This window comes from Cellulophaga sp. 3_MG-2023 (assembly GCF_030546975.1).
In the GTDB taxonomy this organism is placed as follows: domain Bacteria; phylum Bacteroidota; class Bacteroidia; order Flavobacteriales; family Flavobacteriaceae; genus Cellulophaga.
In genome coordinates, this window is record NZ_JAUOPS010000003.1 from 36084 (window position 1) to 56548 (window position 20465).

At 33.2% G+C, this 20465-nt stretch carries 8 protein-coding genes and 1 tRNA gene; 6 read left to right on the forward strand and 3 right to left on the reverse strand.

Annotated features, from left to right (window positions below; genetic code table 11):
- Nucleotides 1-5 precede the first annotated feature (5 nt).
- The 6 genes from Q4487_RS09920 to Q4487_RS09945 all read left to right on the forward strand — a co-directional run bounded on the left by Q4487_RS09920 (nt 6) and on the right by Q4487_RS09945 (nt 18318).
- Complete coding sequence (locus Q4487_RS09920) at nt 6-2153, forward strand: type IX secretion system membrane protein PorP/SprF (RefSeq protein ID WP_303542323.1); 2148 nt, start codon at nt 6-8, stop codon at nt 2151-2153.
- Nucleotides 2153-2335 (forward strand): hypothetical protein, encoded by a 183-nt coding sequence (locus Q4487_RS09925; protein ID WP_303542321.1) that lies wholly within the window; start codon nt 2153-2155, stop codon nt 2333-2335. The genes Q4487_RS09920 and Q4487_RS09925 overlap by 1 nt, the downstream gene beginning before the upstream one ends.
- Nucleotides 2328-16646, forward strand: a complete 14319-nt coding sequence (locus Q4487_RS09930) for a T9SS type B sorting domain-containing protein (protein ID WP_303542319.1) — start codon at nt 2328-2330, stop codon at nt 16644-16646. The genes Q4487_RS09925 and Q4487_RS09930 overlap by 8 nt, the downstream gene beginning before the upstream one ends.
- Before the next feature lie 26 nt (nt 16647-16672).
- Complete coding sequence (locus Q4487_RS09935) at nt 16673-17626, forward strand: type IX secretion system membrane protein PorP/SprF (protein WP_303542317.1); 954 nt, start codon at nt 16673-16675, stop codon at nt 17624-17626.
- Between the two features lie 48 nt (nt 17627-17674).
- Nucleotides 17675-18031, forward strand: a complete 357-nt coding sequence (folB, locus tag Q4487_RS09940; protein WP_303542315.1) for a dihydroneopterin aldolase — start codon at nt 17675-17677, stop codon at nt 18029-18031.
- A gap of 216 nt (nt 18032-18247) precedes the next feature.
- A tRNA-Cys gene (locus Q4487_RS09945) sits at nt 18248-18318 on the forward strand.
- A gap of 216 nt (nt 18319-18534) precedes the next feature.
- On the opposite strand, the gene Q4487_RS09950 is transcribed toward Q4487_RS09945, so the two are convergent.
- Genes Q4487_RS09950 through Q4487_RS09960 form a run of 3 tightly spaced genes read right to left on the reverse strand, consistent with a single transcriptional unit; the run spans nt 18535 to nt 20412 of the window.
- Nucleotides 18535-19026: a Clp protease N-terminal domain-containing protein gene (locus tag Q4487_RS09950; RefSeq protein WP_303542313.1), complete on the reverse strand. Its 492-nt coding sequence runs from the start codon at nt 19024-19026 to the stop codon at nt 18535-18537.
- A 27-nt stretch (nt 19027-19053) separates the two neighbouring features.
- Complete coding sequence (locus Q4487_RS09955; protein WP_100894404.1) at nt 19054-19719, reverse strand: LysE family translocator; 666 nt, start codon at nt 19717-19719, stop codon at nt 19054-19056.
- Between the two features lie 12 nt (nt 19720-19731).
- A complete protein-coding gene (locus Q4487_RS09960) occupies nt 19732-20412 on the reverse strand; it encodes a head GIN domain-containing protein (RefSeq protein ID WP_303542310.1) in 681 nt (226 codons plus the stop codon).
- Nucleotides 20413-20465 lie beyond the last annotated feature (53 nt).

Consider the following 20465-nt stretch of genomic DNA (forward strand, 5'->3'; position numbering starts at 1 on the left):
ATAAAATGTTTAAGTTTAAGTACATATACTGTCTATTATTAGTGATGGTGCTAACCAATGTTAGTGCCCAAGAGGTTAATCCATACCTATCATACGATGTTCCATCGCAGAACCTTTTAAAATACAATAGGTTCTTAATAAACCCTACGTTTTCAACGGTAAGGGAAGACAAGTCGTACATAAACTTATTACATAGAAACCAATCGGTACAGTTTACAGATAATAATCAAAATTACTTTTTAAGTTATAGTGGTCGTGTTAACGATCGTACAGGTTTAGGTCTAAGTATATACCAGCAAACTGCTGGTACCTTAACAAACTATGGTGTATTAGCCAACTATGCTTATGGTGTAAAACTTAGTGATAAAAGTAATTTTACTTTTGGTGCTAATATGTCATACTACGCAAGTGGTTTAGATAAAAGCAGAGTAAATGCTGCCGATCCAGACGATCCGTTTTTAACAGGTCAAAGAGACAATTTATTACAGTTTCAGCCTGGTGTTAACTTGTCTTATGACAAATTTGATATTGGTTTATATGCAGAAAACTTATTTGATTACAATCTTAAAACAAGCGAATCTATAACAGAATTTGCAGATAAAACATTCTCTGGTCACTTACAGTACACACATCAATTTGATAAAACATCTGGTATTTTAGAACAAGGTAGATTAATGCCTTTGGCTAGAGTACGTAAAGCTGGTCAAGAAGATATTGTACTTGGAGGTAGCCTAATATTAGATTTACCTAAACTTGGATGGGCCCAAGTTGGTTATGATGACCATTATGGTGCCGCTGCAGGTTTAGGTTTTAATCTAAACAAAAGATTATCGTTAGGGTATACTATGGAAAAAGGTATCTCTGGAGATCTAGATAACTTTGGTGTTACTCATGAAATATCTGTAGCATATTCTTTTACTCCTAATTTAACTGAAGATAGAGTAATGTTAGAAGATGATAGTGATGATGAATTAGCTTTTAATGAAGAAGATACAAACCTAGAGGAAGAATTAGAATCTGAAAAATTTGAAGAACTTAAAAATCGATTAGCAGAAAACGATCAGGTATTGGCAGAGCTAATGTATAGACAAGATTCTTTAGAAGTAAACAGACAAAGAGATCTAGAAACAAGGTTTGAAAGAGTGTTACGTATGGTACGTAGTGAAACTAAAGGTACAAGGCCTGACTTAGAAGAAAAGGCTAAAAAAATGTATTTCATTAATAATGATGATAATGCAGTTGCAGAAAACTCAAATAATAAACCAAATGGTATAGTAAAAGATGCAACTGATGTTGTTACACCTAATACCTCAACTTCTGGTTACCAAAATACAGTTAACAATAATCCTGACACTGCTGTAAAAAATTCAGCTGTTGTTAAAGATGCAACTACCACAAATAGTGCAATTGCTAACAATACTACTTCTACTGCTGTTAAAAAAACGGCTTCATCAATAAAAAGAAGAAAGTTTAAAAACTTAGATGGTGTAGAAGAGGGTTACTACGTAATTGCTAATGTTTACAAGGGTCAAGGTTACTTAAATAAATTTATAAAAGATTTAGAAGACAACGGACTATCTGCAGACTATATTAAAGATCCAAAAACAGGACTTAAGTATGTGTACCTAGAAAGATATGATACTTGGAAAGAAGCAGAAGCAGCACATAACTCGCAACTTAATGGCGCATATAGTTATGATATGTGGATAATGAATGTAGATAATGGTACCAATACAGATAGTAGATATAACAATACTGCTTATGCGGGTACAACGCAAGATAAAACTAAAACATTAACAAGGGATAAGTACAGTAATGACAATCCTAAGTTTAGAAATCCTGTACAAAAAGACAATGTTGCAGGTGCTTTTCCAACGCCACAAGTTGTAAAATTCAACGGTGTAGATTCTGGTTATTACATTATTGCTAACGTATTTGCAAGTGCTAAAAACGCAAACAATTTTGTAAGGTTATTAAATAAGCAAGGCTTACATGCTAGCTATTTTATAAACCCAGAAAACAACTACAGGTATGTATACTTAAAAAAGCACGGTACTTGGAACAATGCTTTACTGTCTTACTATTCTAATATTAATAGCTCTTACCAAGATCGCATGTGGATTATGAGAGTAACTCAAAACAACATAGCGTAATGGATAAGATATTCTCTAAAATAATACTTTTTTGTGCACTATTGCTTACATGTATAGCATTGGCAAACACAAAAAATACCGATAAGTATACTGTAAAATTCAATGACAGTATAAAGAATGACAACTCAACTCAAATTAATTACTCACCAACAAACACTAAAAACGTTCAACCTAATGAATAAGTTTTTAAAATCATTTTTAATAATTATTGTTTTAGCTATATCCCATTTAGGATTTAGTCAAGTTAAAAACAATTTTGAACCAAGGTATGATAATAGTATCCGCGGAGACTTAACTATTGTAGCCAATAACATTGTAAACCGTGAAGGTGATGAAGGTTATTGGGTAGGTAATTGGTGGTCTGGTTATACATATGTGTCAGATCCAAAAGTAGCAAACGATCCATATAACCAAACAGGAAGTAGCTCCACGGCTAATGATAATTGGACAATGCAATACATAGATATAGATGGTGACCCATCTACATTTAGCTCTAGTAGTGCAGAGTTAACAGTACCTGACGCTAGTTGTTCTAGAGTTAGGTATGCTGGTTTATACTGGTCTGCAGTTTATGGAGACCCTGATAGAAGTAATATTGGAAATATAAAATTTAAAACACCAGGAGGTAGTTATGTAGATATCTCTGCAGACGAAATTCTTTTTGATGGTTATGGAGACTCAGATTTTGGATATTATAGTCCTTATGCAAGTTATAAAGACATCACATCAATAGTAGCAGGTTTAACAGACCCTAATGGTGAATATACTGTAGCAAATATAAGAGCTAGCCTTGGAGACGCTCCAGCTGGTTCTGGTGGATATTCTGGTGGATGGACAATGGTTGTTGTTTATGAAAACCCAACATATCCAGGTAAATATATTACTACTTTTGATGGTTATGCAGGTATTAAATCCGGAGAGTCTGTAGATATTCCTGTTTCAGGATTTACAACATTACCAGCGCCTTTCCCTGTAAATGCAAGGTTAGGGGTTAGCACATTAGAAGGAGATAATAGTTTAGGAGGAGATGGTTTATCTATTAAAGCAAGTGGAAGACCTACTTATACTCCTTTGGGTACAAACAGGTTTGGAACTAATCCTAATAAAACAAATAACTTTTTTGACAGTAATGTCACTTTTGAAAACAATATCGTAACTACTCGTAACCCCAATAGTATAAATACATTAGGTTGGGATGCAGACCTTTTTACAATACCTAATACAGGTTGGTCTACCATCCCTAATGATGAAACAAGTGCTATATTAAGAGCCAGCTCTGCACAAGATAAGTACGACATTTTCTTTACATCTTTTGATGTAGAAATTATAGAACCACAAATGCACTTAGCCAAAAGGGTAGAGGACATTGGTGGTACAGATATTACTGGTCAAGGCGTAAATTTAGGTCAAGTTTTAGACTATGTTTTATCATTCCAAAATGTTGGTAATGATGATGGTGACAGGTATACAATTAAAGATGTTTTACCTGTAAACGTAACCTTAGATGAGACTAACATTACAATGCCAACTGGTGTTACATACACATATGACCCAGCAACTAGAGAGGTTATTTTTTCTATCCCAAATAACTTAGTAGTACAAGGCGGACCATTAGAAACTATACGTATGCGTGTACGAGTAGCAGAAAATTGTTTTGATTTTATAGATGCTTGTTCAGATCTAATACAAAACTTAGCATACTCTACGTACAGAGGTGTTATAAATGATAATGAAATAACAGATGACCCTAGTGTTACAGATTTTGATACTTGTGGATTTACAACTCCTGGTGCAACAAACTTTTTATTAGATGATTTAGAAAGCTGTGACTATAGTAGAAATGTAGAAATTTGTGGCGCAGATGCTATATTAGACTCAGGTGATGGTTTTGATGATTATGTTTGGTACAAAGATGAAAACGGAAACGGTGTTATAGACGGTGGAGATACTGTTATTAATGATGGTAACCCAGATGGTGATTTAAGTACATTGGTTGTAGATGACATAGGTGTTTATATAGTTGATAAAATAATTGCAGATCCTTGTAAAGGTTTTCAAGAAATTATAACTGTAACACGCTTTGGAACAACACAAACAAACCCAATAATAGATTTAATAAACGATACTTCTAACACAGTTGATGGTGAAGTAACTACTTGTCCTATTGATGGTGACCCGTTACCAAAAATATTTTTATGTGGTTTAAATGATATAGAACCTATAAATATTAACATTCCTGATGCTACAAGCATACAATGGGAAAAATTAGACGAAGGTAGTTGTACAGCTTCTGTAGAAGATTGTGCAAACAAAAATGGTACATGTACTTGGAGCCAAGTAGCAACAGGCCAAACTTTTAATGCAGAAGATGAAGGACAATATAGAGTAGTAATTAACTATTTAAATGGTTGTTTTACAAGGTTCTATTTTAACGTGTTTAAAAACGATTTAGATCCTAGAGCAACAGTAAAAGATATTATTTGTACTACAGATGGCAGCATTAGTGTTACCAATGTACCTGCAAATTACGATTTCCAATTATTAGATGCAGCAACAGGTACTATTCTTGTTCCTTACAGTGCTAATAATGGTCCTGTTTTTCCTATAACAAATAACGGAGCATACACAATAGAAATGCGTCAGCAAGGTGTTGTAGATGGTTGTGTTTTTAGATTGGAAGATATAGGTGTTTTAAGAAGAGATTATGTTGTAAACATTACAACAAAAGATACTGATTGTAACGGCTTAGGAGAAATTAGAATTTCTGCTGAAGATGTAGAACCGCAGTACTATTTTTCTATATCTCAAGGAGGAATAGAGGTAGACACTTTTGGACCTACTAATGATAATGACTATACTTTTACAGATCTAAACGATGGTGTTTATGACGTTACTGTAAGAACTGATGATGGTTGTACATTAACTAGAGAAGTAACTATAAACGATGTATCTGATTTAGCAGGTACAGCTTTAACAACAAAATCTATAGACTGTACAGATGGTATTATCTCTGTAAATGCTACTGGTGGTGTTGCTAATCCATCATACAGCTATGCAATATGGAGTAAAGATGGTGTAGATTTATATTCTGCTCCTTTTTCTATAAGCGATATTCCTGCAAGTGCATACCAAACAACAGAAGACTTTTACTTTAGTGATGCAGATGCTGGTACTTATGAATTTATAGTTGTTGGTAGTAACAATTGTTATATAATTACAAATGAGGCTACTGTAGATATTGCACCTGCAATAGTTTACACACCAATTATAGAAGACGAAAAATGTTTTGGTGCAGAAGATGGTACGTATAACATAAACGTTACAAATAGTAACGGATATACTTTATCTTACAGCTTATTGTATCCAGATGGTACAACAACAAGCATTAACAATTCTGGAAACTTTACATCATTACCACAAGGAAATTATGTACTAACAATTACACAAACTATTGGTGGCACATCTTGTGATTTTGATGAACCCTTTACAATAGGTGGCCAAGTAGATGGTGTAACGGGTGATGCTGTTTTAGTTGATGATTATACATGTTTACAAGAAGCAACAATACAGGCACAAAATGTAACTGGTGGTGCTGCTCCTTATGCATATAGTATAGATGGTGTTAACTTTAATACTGGAGTAGGTGCAGACACATTTGCAAACCTAACTAATGGTAGTTATACTATTACTATTAGAGATGCTAATTTATGTACGTTTGTTACTAATGAAATTGTTATAGATGCATTAAATCCGCCTACAGATTTAGACTTTACAGCAACTGCTCCTAACTGTCCTACACAAACATCAAATGTTACAGTAACAGTTGCAAATGGTAATGCTCCTTATGTTTTTCAAATTATTGCTCCGGCAGCAGTAGCGGCTACAAGCACAACAGGAAACACAGCAACATTTAATAATTTAGATCCAGACACATATACATTTAGAGTAACTGATGACAAAGGATGTGAATATGAAGAAAGCTTTACAATTAGACCAGTAGACCCAATATCGGTAACTGGAAAATTAGTTAGTAATATTTCTTGTTTTGATGATACAGATGGTGAAGCAGAATTTACAGTATCTGGTTTTAATTCTACATACAATTATACCATAACAGGACCAACAGCTGTACCAGCAGGTACTACAGTAAATGATGCTGTTATTTCTTTAAATAATTTAGATAATGGTACATATACAATTACTGTAACAGATACAGAAACTAATTGTACTGCAACCGCAGATGTTATTATAAATGCTCCTACAGCAGCTTTAGCGTTAAATGTTGTAGAATCACAACCAACATGTACTACAGATGGTAGTGTTACATTAACTGCTACTGGTGGTTGGGGTAGTAACAGTTTTACAATTACATACCCAGATGCTACAACTACATTTACTAATGGTACTGGTACGTTTAATAACTTAAACCAAACAGGTACTTTTAATGTTAGTGTAGAAGATGCTAATGGTTGTATTGTTACTTCAAGTTTTGATTTAGATGCTTCAGTAGCTCCTACTTTAGAAATTGTTCCAAATAACGATTGCTTTACGGCTGCAGCAGGACTAGAACTTACAGCAAATGTTACAGCTGGCGGAGATGGTACTTATCAATATAGAATAAATGGTGGTGCTTACAGCACAAATAACGTGTTCTCTGGCTTAAATCCAGGAACATATACTATAGATGTTATAGACGGTAATAACTGTACAGGAACGGCTTCTATTACAGTAAATCCAGAATTAACAGTAACTGCTTCTGCAGATAATATTACTGCTTGTGGTACAGATGCAATAGTAACTATTACTCCTGCAGGTGGTAGCGGTACAGATTATGTATTTGCAATTGTTGCAGACGGAGATACTCCTGCAGCAACAGACTTTACTAATACTAATCCTAGAACTGTAACAACTGGTGCTGGTGATTATGACGTTTATGTACGTGATAATAATGGAACAGGAACTTTTTGTGAGGCTATGTACAATTTAAATATTGCACAAGATCCTATATTAACTGTTTCTACTGCAAGTACAGACATACTTTGTAGTGGTGAAGCACAATCTACAATAACAATTACTGCTGGTGGTGGAGAAGCTCCTTACCAATACAGTATAGATGGTGGTGCAACATTTCTACCAACAAACACATTTAATAACTTACCTGCAAATAGCTATAATATTGTAGTTAGAGATGCTAATTTATGTACCGTAGCAGATACGCATACTATAACAGAACCTTTTACTTTGTCTGCTTCTGCAGCAGTAACAGCTTTATATGAGTGTAACCCAACAACTGGTGCTGAGGTTAGAATTACCAATGCACAAGGTGGTACCCCTGCATATGAATATAGTTTTGATGGTGGTGTTAATTACAGTACAAATTCTATATCAAACTTATTACCAGGTACACATACATTATATATTAGAGATGCTAATTTATGTACATTTGAAATGACAGTAACTGTAGACTCTGCTCCTGAAGCACCTACATTTGCTCCGTCTATTTCTTATGACTGTGAAGGTCTTGGTGAAATTACGGTTACACCAAGTAGTACAGATTTTGATTATATATACTCTATAGATGGTGGGTTTAATACTCCAGATAATACAAGTAATGTTTTTACAGATGTAGCAGCTGGTAACCATACAATTAGAGTAGATTATACTTCTAATGCAACTCCTACACCAAGTAATTTATTATCAGAAGATTTTGGCGTTGGTGCAAATACATCAATAACACAAATAGATCCTTTATACTGTTATGAACCGCAAGATGGTACAGTAAGACCTTGTGACCCAGGAGTACATACAAGAATTAATGATGGTGAATACTCGGTTACACAAGCAATAGCTTCACCATTTAGTACTTGGAGAAGTCCTAACGACCATACAGGTAATGCTAATGGAAGATTTTTAGCAATAAACGTTGGTGGTGTAGCTGGTGTTGGTGGTATTGTATATGCTAAAAGAGGTATAGAGGTTATACCAAATAGAGATATTACAATATCTACTTGGGCATACAACTTATTAAGAACCGGTGAAAGTGGTGGTGATCCAACAATAGAAATAGAATTAGTAGATGCTGGTGGTACAGTAATTAATAGTGTATCTACAGGTAATATTCCTAAAAACAATAATGCTAATGATTGGCATAATTATACAGTAACATTAAATCCTGGTGCTAATACAAACCTAGATATTGTTATACGTACAAATTCTGCTGTTGTTGATGGTAATGATATTGCTATAGATGATATACAAGCGTTTCAATTTCCAGAAGTTTGTTCTTCTTCTGTAACTTTTGACGTTTTAGTTGAAGCAGGTAAAGCTTTTACAGCAAACATTACAAACCCTAAAAACATCTCTTGTTTTGGAGGTAATGATGGTGAATTTGTTATTAATGCTTCTAATTTTGGCGCTGGCGGATTTGAATATACTTTAGATGGTGGTGCAACTTATTTTGGCCCTTTTACAAGTTCGCAAACCGTAACTGGTTTAACTGCACAAAACTATACTATTGAAGTTAGAGATGTTGATGATAATGCATGTAGTATTCCGTTAACACAAGAATTAACTGAACCAACAGAAGTTACTGCTACTGCATCTATAACAGATGAATTTACATGTAATAATACAGGTGCTACAATTACTGCTGTTGCAAATGGTGGTACACCAACTTATAACTATCAATTAGAAATATACAATACAGTAACAACAAGTTATACTGTTTTTAGAGCATATCAAACTTCTGCAATATTTACAGATGTACCTGCAAATGCAGCTAATGAAAATTATATTGTAAGAGTACAGGATGATAACTTATGTACTAATGCAATTACACCTGCAGTAACTGTTACTACTCCAGAGGTACCAACTTTTACAGTAACGCCAACAGCGTGTTACTCTGGTGCAAATGATGGAGAAATACAAGTAGATGTTACATCTATTCCTGGGAATGAAAACTTCCAGTTTAGTATTAACGGTGGTGCTTGGATTACTCCAACTCCAGCAACTGCAACAACATATACTTTTACTAATTTAGCAAACGGTACTTACACAATAGACGTTAAAGATGGCTATGGTTGCGTTGGCGTACAAGAAACGGTTGTTTTAAATCCAGTTATTAATGCTACAATAGATGTTGTACACGTTAGCTCGTGTGCAGATGGTAGTATTACTGTTAATGCAACTGGTGGAGATGGTAATTTAGCTTATGCTTTTGTGCCAACTACAACTCCTGTTACTGCTGCAGATTTTAACCCATCTAATACTTTTACAGTAATACCTGCAAATGCAGGTACATATGATGTGTATGTATGGGATAATAACGCAGCAGACCCACATTGTGAATATATGGATACTGTTACAGTTAATCCTGCAACTCCATTAACTTATAATGCGGTACCAACAGATCCTACTTGCCATGATGGTACAGGAACTATAGAAATTACAGTTACTTCTGGTATATCTCCTTATACATATGAAATTATAGATTTAGATAATGGTGGTGCTTCAAATGAAACAACAACCAATGTAATAAACAATACTAAAACATTTTTCAATTTAGCACCTGGTAACTATACAATTAATGTTACAGATGCAAGCGGATGTACAATAGAAACAACTCCTGTATTAATTAATAATCCTGATGAATTAGTTACTGATTTAGAATCTATTTTGTCTGGTAATTGTGACCCTGCAACAGGATTTAGATTTATTAACTATACAACAACATTAAGTGGAACATTAGAATTTAGTCATGATGGTGGTACTACTTGGCAAACATCTGATGAGTTTAATGCTCCTACATACACATTAACTTCTGGTGATGCTGTAGACCCTTCTATTAGAACGGTAGATGCTTCTGGTAATACATTATGTAGATTAGATTTACCAAGATATATTATATCTTATCCGTTAGATAATTTAGACATTACAATTTTACCAATTATAGTAAATTGTAATGAGCTACAAGTAAGTGTACAAGGTAATCAAGGTACTGCACCTTATCAATATACGTATACAGACGATCCTGTTAATTTTGATGCTACTACACCGATTAATCCTTGGACTACTCCTGCAAAGGGACTATCAGATCCTCACACATTTACAGGTTTAATACCAGGTAGAACGTATGTTTTTTATGTAAGGGATGCAAATGGTTGTGTTAGACAAAGTGATGTTAATGTAAACGATATAATTACGTTACCGTTAGAAATTACATCTACTTCTGTACCAGCTTGTTTTGGTACAACTAATGGTAGTATTACATATACAATTACAGATAATGAACTTCCATATGGTACAGAATACAGATGGGAAGTTTTTAATATGATTACAGGTACTCCTGTTTCTGTAGCAAATAGTGGAGGTAACATTCCTTTTTCTTCTCCACAAACAGTTACAGTATCTGGTTTAGGAGCTGGAGAATACTTTATACAAGTAACCGAAAGAGATAGTGGAGTAGATAGTTGTATATCTGCATCAGAAAATCTATTGTTAGAAGAGTTAGATGATATTACGGCAACATTAAATAAAATTCAAGATATTTCTTGTGCTACACCTGGTCTTATTCAAATAGAAAACATCAACGGCGGTGGCGGTACTTATACTTTTACTGTAACTGGTCCTGCACCTTTTACAACTATTACAGGTACTACAGATAATCCAATAGAAATTCCTGCTAATTCACCTGCTGGTACTTATAACGTAACTATTCAAGATCAATATAGTTGTGCTAAAGATTTAGGAGATGTTATAATGACATTAACTCCTAATCCAACCATAGATAGTATAGATATAGATAACTGTGCAATACCAAATACTTTACGAGTATATGCAACTAGTACTGCAGCACAAATATTATACTCTATAGATGGTGGCGTAACATATTTAGATAATGGAGGTTTATTTACTAATCTTCCGGTTGGTACGTATAACATTTCTATTAAAGATAGTAACGGTTGTATAGCTACAGATAGTGCTACTATTTACCCAATATTAGAGGCTAAAGTTGAGCTTACTAAACTAATGGATTGTACTCCTGGTACTGCAGAAATTACAATTGAAGCTATAAATGGATCTGGAAATTATGATTATGAAATCTCAAATGGTTTAGGAACTGTTGTTGCTAGAACAGCATTAGCAACAAATCCTCTGGTAGCAACAGTAACAGTTGTAGAAACATATACTATTATTGTTTATGATAATAATACAAATTGTAACAGAACATTTACAATAGATGTTCCTGCTGCCGTAACCCCAATATTTACACACACATTTACAGATGTTACTTGTAATAGTGCAGATGATGGTACTATAACTTTATACCAAACAGATAATGGAATTAACCCATTAACGTATACAATTACACCTTTAGCTGGTACTTTTGATGCTGCTACAAGCACATTTTCAGACTTGCCTCCTAATACATATACAATAACTGCAACAGGTACAAATGGTTGTACAACAGATATTACTAATATTGTAATTAGTGAACCAAACCCTATTGTAATAGTAGATGCAGATGTTGTAGAATTTGGTTGTACGCCTACAAGTGGTAACACTAATAATAATGCTAGCATTACTATAGATAATACTGCTGCTAATATTACTGGTGGTAGCAATACTTATGTTATTTATGAATTTATAAATGATAATAACACACCTGCAACTGGTGATGATACTGTTGTACAATCTGGTTCTAATAACGTTTATATAGAAACTAATACTGCTGGTGGTTCTTATACTATTAATGTATATGATGATAAAGGTTGTGTTGGCACAATAGAAGCAGATATTGCTCCTTATGATGAATTGTTAACAGCTTCTGCTGCAATTACAGGTGATATTACTTGTGATCCTGGTACAGATGGTGAAATAACTATTACTGCTACATCAAATACAAATGATACTTCTAAATTTGAGTATAGTATTGATAACGGAACAACATGGCAACCTTCAAATGTTTTTGGTGGTTTAGATGTTGGTACTCACAATTTCTTAGTAAGGCATACAGATACTGGTTGTGTTATAACAACATCAGAAACTATAACTAGTCCAGATGTATTAGAATTAGATGCAACTGTATTAAGCAATGTAATTTGTTTTGGTGGTAATGATGGTAGTGTTGAATTTAATTTACATGATGATGCCAATGTTACTTATACAGGAGCTATAGCTTACACACTTTACCAAGATGTATTAAATACTCCTGCAGATACTACAGATGATACACAAACTACAGGAATTGCACCAAATGGTAATTTTGTAATTAATAGTTTAGTTGCTGGTGTTTATTATATAGAAGTACAGCAAACTCCAGATCCTAGATGTACGTATACGCAAGCATTTACTATTGCTGGTCCTAGTGCTGCAATAACTGCTGCTACAGAAGTTACACCTGTAACTTGTGTTGGTAATGACGGAGTTATAGAAGTTATTAATGCAACTGGTGGTTGGGGAGACTATGTTTACTTTGTAGGCGTAGCAACTAATCCTGCTCCAGTATACCCAACAGATTACGTTTCTAATCCTAGATTTACAGGTTTATCTGGTGCTGCAGCTCCGGCTGGTACAGATTACCAAGTTTGGATTGCAGATAAAAATGGATGTATTATTCAATTAGCAGATGTTAATTTAGTACAGCCAACAGATATAACGGCAACTTTACAGGTAAACCAAGAAAATTGTACAAACCTAGAAGGTGAAATTGAAGTAATTAATACTGTAGGTGGACAAGGAAGTAACTATACATACCAACTTATTAAAGATGGTACTGCAGTTGGTTCTCCACAGACTACTACAATATTCTCTGGTTTAGGTGCTGGTTCTTACACCGTATTAATTAATGACCAATGGTCTTGTGATTTTACAACACTTGCAACAGTATTATATGAAGAAATGAATGTTTCTACTACTGTGGTTAAACCAATAGATTGTACAGTAGATCCAGGCGGACAAATAACAGTGAATGTAATTGGTGGTTCTACAAACTTAGAGTTTGTAGCTACATTACCAATAAGTAGTACAATAATTATAAATAATGATGGTGTGTTTACTGGCTTAACAGAAGTTGGTACATACAGTTTTACTGTTCGTGATTTAGATACAAATACACCTATTTGCGAAAAACCTGTTACACAAGAATTAACTGATAAGGTAGATCCTATTTTATTAGCTTCAACTATAGAAAATGTTAGTTGTTTTGGTTTATCAGATGGTAGTATAACTGCTAACTTAGATCCTGCTACAAATGTAGATCCTATTTATACTTATAATTTATATGATGCTACAGGATTAACTTTAATAGCCGGACCACAAACTAGTCCAACTTTTACAGGCTTATCTGCTGCTTTTTACCAAGTAGAGGTAGTTTCTGCTAAAGAATGCGCTGTTAGAGAAACTGTTGAGGTTACTCAGCCTACAGAATTATTAATAAGTGCAGTTGCAACAGATTTTGCTTGTGCTCCTAACAATACAGTAAATACTGCAACAATTACAGTTACTATAGAAGATGGTGCTACAACACCAGGAACACCTTCAGGTACTAGTCCGTATTTATACAGTATAGATAATGTAAACTTCCAAACAGGAAATACATTTACTGTTACAGATACTGGAGTTGCACAAACAATTACTGTTTATGTTAAAGATGATAATAGTTGTCCGCAAACAACAACGGTAACTATAGAGCCTATTAATACATTTACTGCTGTAGTATCTAAAGATACAGACATATCATGTGCTGGTCCAGAAGAGGTTACTATTACAGTAACAGATAACGGAGACGTTACAAATGTTTATACATATGAGTTGTTGCCAATTGGTAATACAAATGCTACGCAAACAGCAACACCAACTTATAACACTGCAACTTTTGAATTAACTGCTGTTGGTGGTTATGTATTTAGAATTACAGATACAACTACAGGTTGTTATGTAGATACAGATGTATATAACATTGCACCTTATGACTTAATTAAAGTTTCTGCAATAGCGTCATCTCCTGTAACTTGTTTTGGAGATACAAACGGAGAAATTGAAGTAACAGTAACAGATGCTACAGCACCATTTACTTATACAGTTTTAAATTCTGATGGAACTTTAGCTGGTATTAATGGTAATGCTACTACAAATACATTTACTATATCTGGTTTATCTGGTGGTAATTATTATGTAGCAGTAACAGAAGATAATGCTCCTTTTTGTACTGAAGATTCTAATGTAATAACAATAGACTCTCCAGATATGGCATTAACAGCAACATTATCACAAACTGCAGCTGTAACTTGTGATGATAATGCTGGTGAAATAGTAGTAGAACCAACTGGTGGTTATGCACCTTATGACATTGTTTTAAGAAACAATACTACTGGTGTAGAAACTACTTTTACAGATGTTTCTTCTGCTAGTTTTGTAAGATTAAGTGCTGCTACATATACTGCAACAGTAACAGATGATGCTGGGTGTGATTTTACAGATGACATAACATTAGCCCCTGCAATACCAATTACTGCAGATATTACACCATTAACACAAATGTTAACTTGTTTTGGTGACAGTAACGGTAGTGTTAGTGCAATAAACGTATTAAATGGTGAAGGTGTTTACACGTACCAATTAAATGTTTATGATGATGCTGGTACAACATTACTATATTCTAGTACTCCACAGCCAAACCCAATGTTTAACAACTTAAGTGCGGGTGTATACACAATAACAGTTTCTGACGGATGGAACTGTGATGTAGAAACTATACAAGCGGTTATAACAGAGCCTACAGATATAACTGGTTCTCTAGTTCAAGTATCACAATTAACGTGCGTAGACCCTGCTGAAATAAGATTAACAGCTACTGGTGGTACTGCTCCGTATGAGTTTAGTGTAGATGGTATAAACTTTACACCTATGACAGGTGGAGATACACACACATTTACAGTAACAGATGGTATTTATCAATACTATATAAGAGACAATTTTAACTGTGGTAATATTATTAGTAACCAAGTTTCTATAGATCCTGTACCACCACTACAAATAGTATTAGATGAAACTGCTGCAGTTATAAACTGTAATGGTGAATCTACTGCAAGTATAGATGCAACAGCAATTGGTGGTTTAGGTAACTATTCTTATGAGTTGTTAGATAATCCAACTAGTACAAGTCCGCTACAAGGACCACAGACTACTGGTAATTTTAGAAACCTAGGAATTGGAACTTACTACATAAAAGTAACATCTGATGGTGGTTGTGAAGAAGTATCAAGAGCAATTACTATTACAGAGCCAGCTCCTTTAGTTATAGAGACTGAAGAATTTACAGATGTTTCTTGTTTTGGTGAAGAAGATGGTACTATAACTGTTGAGGTTAGTGGTGGAACAGGAGAAATTAAATACTCTATAACACCTAACTTAGATCAGTTTGATACTAAAAACGTATTTACAGATTTAACTCCTGGAGTTTATGATGTTATTGCACAAGATGAAAAAGGATGTTTTATTGCTTTTGAATTTACTATTGAACAGCCAACAGCAATACAATTAAGTGCTACAACTACAGGAGAAACTTGTACAGGTAATGAAGATGGTATGGCAACAGTTACAATAACTGGTGGTACCGCTCCGTACAGAACAAGTATAGATTCTAACGATCCTGCAGATTATGTATTAGACAGAGTAGATTTCTCTGGACTAACTGCTGGTCAACACGTAATATTAGTTAAAGATGACAACGATTGTGATGCAAATATTGTTATAAACATTACACCAGGTGTTAATTTAAAAGCCACTGCAACACCAGTTTATGAGTGTAGCACAGATACGCCAACAAATTATTTAGAAGTTGTTTTAGAAGACAACACAATAACAGACGTATTATACGGTTTAGATACTACAGATCCTGCTGCTATGCAATTAACACCAGACTTTACAAATATGTCTGCTGGTAATCATTATTTACACATATTGCATGCAAACGGATGTTCTGAAACTATTGACTTTACTGTAGCTGCTTTTGAGCCATTAACACTTGTATTAGAAAATACAAATATTAACGAAATAACGGCAATTGCTGCAGGTGGTAACCCAAAATATACTTTCTATCTGGAAGGAAACAATAATGGGGAAGACAATACGTTCAGAATACGTAAGACTGATACTTATACCGTTGTTGTTGTAGACGAAAATGGTTGTGAAGCTACTCAAGATATATTTATTGAGTTCATCGATATAGAAATCCCAAATTTCTTTACACCTAATGGTGATGATGTAAACAACACATGGAAGCCTAAAAATACAGAAGCGTTCCCTAATATCTTAACTATTATATATGATAGATATGGTAGAGAGTTATACAGAATGGGAGCAGATGATAAAGGTTGGGACGGAACTTATGATAATAAGGAACTACCATCTGGAGATTACTGGTATACTATTAAGCTTAAAGATGAAGTAGACGACAGAGAATTTGTTGGTCACTTTACATTGTACAGATAAAAAATAAAAGAACTTAACCTATAATTATGCGACTTAAATTAGCAATCTTATCATTATTTGCCGGCACAATGCTATCAAATGCACAGGAGCTAAATTCCCCACAGCTCTCACAGTATTTAGCAGATAACCCATTTGTTTTATCACCAACATACGCAGGTATTGGTGATCATGTAAAAATTAGAATGAACGGTCTTGCTCAATGGGTAGGGATAGAAGATGCACCTAGAACACAGTCTTTGGCTGCAGATGCAAGAATTGGTAATAAATCTGGTTTAGGACTATTTTTATATAACGATAAAAACGGATACACTAAACAACAAGGTGCAAGAATATCTTTTGCTCACCATTTGACTTTAGACAGATATGAAGATGAGTTTTTATCATTTGGTATATCATATAACTTTAACCAATTTAGATTAGACATACAAGAATTTAACCTTATTGCTAATCCTGATAATGCCGTTACAGATGATAGGTCTACAACCAACCATAACTTTGATGTTGGACTTTTGTACAGGAAAAATAAATTTTATGCGAGTTTTAATGTCTCTAACTTAGTAAATAAAGATATTACAAACTTTAATGAAACTTTTGAACCAAATGCATTAAGAAACTACTACGTGTATACTGGTTACAGATACAAGAAAAGTAGAAGTAGTGATTGGGAAATAGAACCATCTGTACTTTACAAAATGTTTGAAAGTGATGGTAGATCTGAAACAGATTTAAACTTAAAGTTTAGAAAATACGATTTTGAAGATTATTACTATGCTGGTGTAAACTATAGATTTTTAAATGATCAAATAGGTAAGCCTTTATACTTAGCACCTTTTGCAGGTTTAAAAAAAGATAACTACTACTTTGGATATTCTTATCAAATAATTTTGAATGATATTTTAAACTATAGTACAGGTACCCATGTTATAACAATTGGTGTAGATTTATTCCAGGGATTAAGTAATTGTAGATGTACTTACTAACTATTTATGAATAGTATTAGTTAAGTTTGCACATTTAAATTAAACCAAATGGGAAAAATAAAAGTAAGTACTATTAAAACATATGCTTACCACGGTTGCTTAAATGAAGAAGCTTTAATTGGTAGCGATTATTTGGTAAACGTAACAGTAGATGCAGATTTAACACAAGCATCAATATCTGATGAATTAGTAGATACGGTAGACTATGTACATATAAACCATATTGTAAAAGAAGAAATGGCAATAAGGTCTAAATTATTAGAACATGTTGCTAAGCGTATAATAGATCGTATTTTTTCTGAGCTACCTATTGTAAAAGCATCAGAAGTAATAGTTTCTAAACTAAACCCACCAATAGGAGGAGATGTTGAAATGGTTTCGATAACATTACAATTAACTCGTTAAACTGCATATTAGTAAATTTTTTATACATTTAAATATATGTACATTTGAAAACTCCCCCGTATAAATGGCATTGTGGTCGAAATGGATAGACATAATCCCGCAAGGATTAGCATAGTGGTTCGAATCCACTCGATGCCTCGAAAAAAAATGCAAAATTGATTTAAAAAAACTTATTTTCTTATGGATTTATTTTCGTAAGTTTGCAGTCCAAAAAATGGCATCGTGGCCGAGTGGCTAGGCAGAGCTCTGCAAAAGCTTGTACAGCAGTTCGAATCTGCTCGATGCCTCAAAACCTTCACTAACGTGGAGGTTTTTTTGTTTATAGACATACCAATTTACTCATAACATTTATAATCAGATAATTACTTATTGTAATGATAGTTCTTAATATAATATCTACAGCAGTTCTCCCGAAGCTTCGGGATGCTCAATGCCTCAAAACCTTCACTAACGTGGAGTTTTTTTTGTTTGTAGTTATAGCTATAAAATTATCTATCTTAAAATCAATTTTCTATAATAGAAAGCAATCCTAAAGAAACTAAGCGTTTATTGCTACCAAAAAATTCTAGAAATTTATTAGATTTTATGCTTCTAATTTTCTCACATTCTTTTTTAAATTTAAAATAATCCATTTCTATTTCATTTAAATAATTACCAGCATAGCTATTTTTATCAGCTAGCATAGCAAGTATTATATGTTCTGGATTAACTTTTTTATCTGAATAGATGCGAGCATAAAATGAACCATTTTTTAAAACATTATTAAACTCTTTAGTTAAATAGTACTTAGTAAGTATTTTTTTATCATCTGATTTTAAGAGTTCTATTAATTTTTGAAATTTCCAATCGTTAGATTTAAATATTTTTTGAGCAACATTATTAGATTTTAAAGTAGATATTAAAAAATGAAAAGAAGATATATACCCAGAATTTAAATTTATAGCTACTAGTCTACTATTAGCTATTATTTTTTCTAGTTCAGGATTAAATTCCATTTTTATATACAGTGGTATTTAAAAAAATTATTTTTCTAATAACTCTAATCCTTCTTGTATATTTAATTGATCTTTAGGTAAAAACCCTTTGGTTATAAGTACTAAACCACAGATTACAAGTATAATACCGAGTATTTTTTTAGTTAAAAAAATACGTCTTGGAGTTAGGTATCTTTTTAATTGTTTAGCTAATAATATTTTAAATATATCTGTAATAAAATAAGTTCCTAGCATTGCAGAAAAGAAAACCAAAATTCTGTTTGGATTATTATCTAAACTAGGACCTACTACCAAAATAACGCCCAACCAAAATACTAAAACACCTATGTTTATGAAGTTTAATAAAAAGCCTTTTATAAATAAACTTAGATAAGCACTTTTATTAGATTTAAGTGTTGTTGGTTTTTCTTTAACTGGCTTTTTTATGATTACAATTACCCCATAAACTAGTAGTATAACTCCACCAAAAATGTATAGTCCTGGTAAATTACTTAAATTTTCTAGTAGCTGATAACTACTAAAATAAGCAACAGTTAAAAATAAAATATCGGCTAGTATTACACCAAAGTCAAAAACCAACGCAGCTCTAAACCCTTTAACAGCACTAGTTTCTAGAAGAACAAAAAAAACAGGACCAATCATAAAGCTTAAAAAAAAGCCTAATGGTATTGCTGCCTGTATATCATCTAACATGTAGTAATTTTTCTATTTTCTAATAATTTTACCTCCAAAAACAGTTTTTTCATCCATTTTTAATGGGTCGCCATAAACTAAAACTTCACCACCTGCTTTTACAGTTGCTTGCACATAATTTGTAGCATTAATTTCTGCATTACCACCTGCATTAACGCTAATAGTAGTAAGTTCGGTTTTTAAATTTTTACCGTAGTAAATACCACCAGTATTAATTTTTATGTCTTGGTTTTTTGCAGATCCTTTTGATGTTATAACACCACCAGTAACAGATTTTATTAATAACTGAGTAACTTCAACATCAATAATTAATTCGCCACCTTCTTGAGATTTTAACTCTAATAAATCTTGTTTAATAGTTTCATTAGAGCTAATTCTGGCATCTTCATTTACATCTATAACAGCTAAAATATCTGTATAATAAACATCTACAAAAGTTCTATAACCACTAAAAATTTTATCTAATTGCATACGGAGTTTTAAAACTCCGTCGTTATTAACAATTGAAACTTTTTGTGTATTAGCTCCTGTTATAACAGCTTCATTTTTAGTAGATTTAATAAGATTTACAGATAAACCATCAAAAGCCTTAACCTCTGTAAAGCTTTCTAGTTGTAATGTAATTTTTTCGTTTTGTGCATTTACTAAACTAAAAGTAAATAGTAAAAACGTAAATAAGGTTAACTTATTCATTTTGTTATTTTTAGGTATAATTCCTAATCTAATTTACAAATTTCGTTCCAAAA

Excerpts from the sequence above, each read along its gene's own strand:
- Q4487_RS09955 (WP_100894404.1), bottom strand. The coding sequence starts at position 19,719 with ATGTTAGATGATATACAGGCAGCAATACCATTAGGCTTTTTTTTAAGC.
- Q4487_RS09925 (WP_303542321.1), top strand. The coding sequence starts at position 2,153 with ATGGATAAGATATTCTCTAAAATAATACTTTTTTGTGCACTATTGCTT.
- Q4487_RS09960 (WP_303542310.1), bottom strand. The coding sequence starts at position 20,412 with ATGAATAAGTTAACCTTATTTACGTTTTTACTATTTACTTTTAGTTTA.
- folB (WP_303542315.1), top strand. The coding sequence starts at position 17,675 with ATGGGAAAAATAAAAGTAAGTACTATTAAAACATATGCTTACCACGGT.
- Q4487_RS09930 (WP_303542319.1), top strand. The coding sequence starts at position 2,328 with ATGAATAAGTTTTTAAAATCATTTTTAATAATTATTGTTTTAGCTATA.
- Q4487_RS09950 (WP_303542313.1), bottom strand. The coding sequence starts at position 19,026 with ATGGAATTTAATCCTGAACTAGAAAAAATAATAGCTAATAGTAGACTA.
- Q4487_RS09920 (WP_303542323.1), top strand. The coding sequence starts at position 6 with ATGTTTAAGTTTAAGTACATATACTGTCTATTATTAGTGATGGTGCTA.
- Q4487_RS09935 (WP_303542317.1), top strand. The coding sequence starts at position 16,673 with ATGCGACTTAAATTAGCAATCTTATCATTATTTGCCGGCACAATGCTA.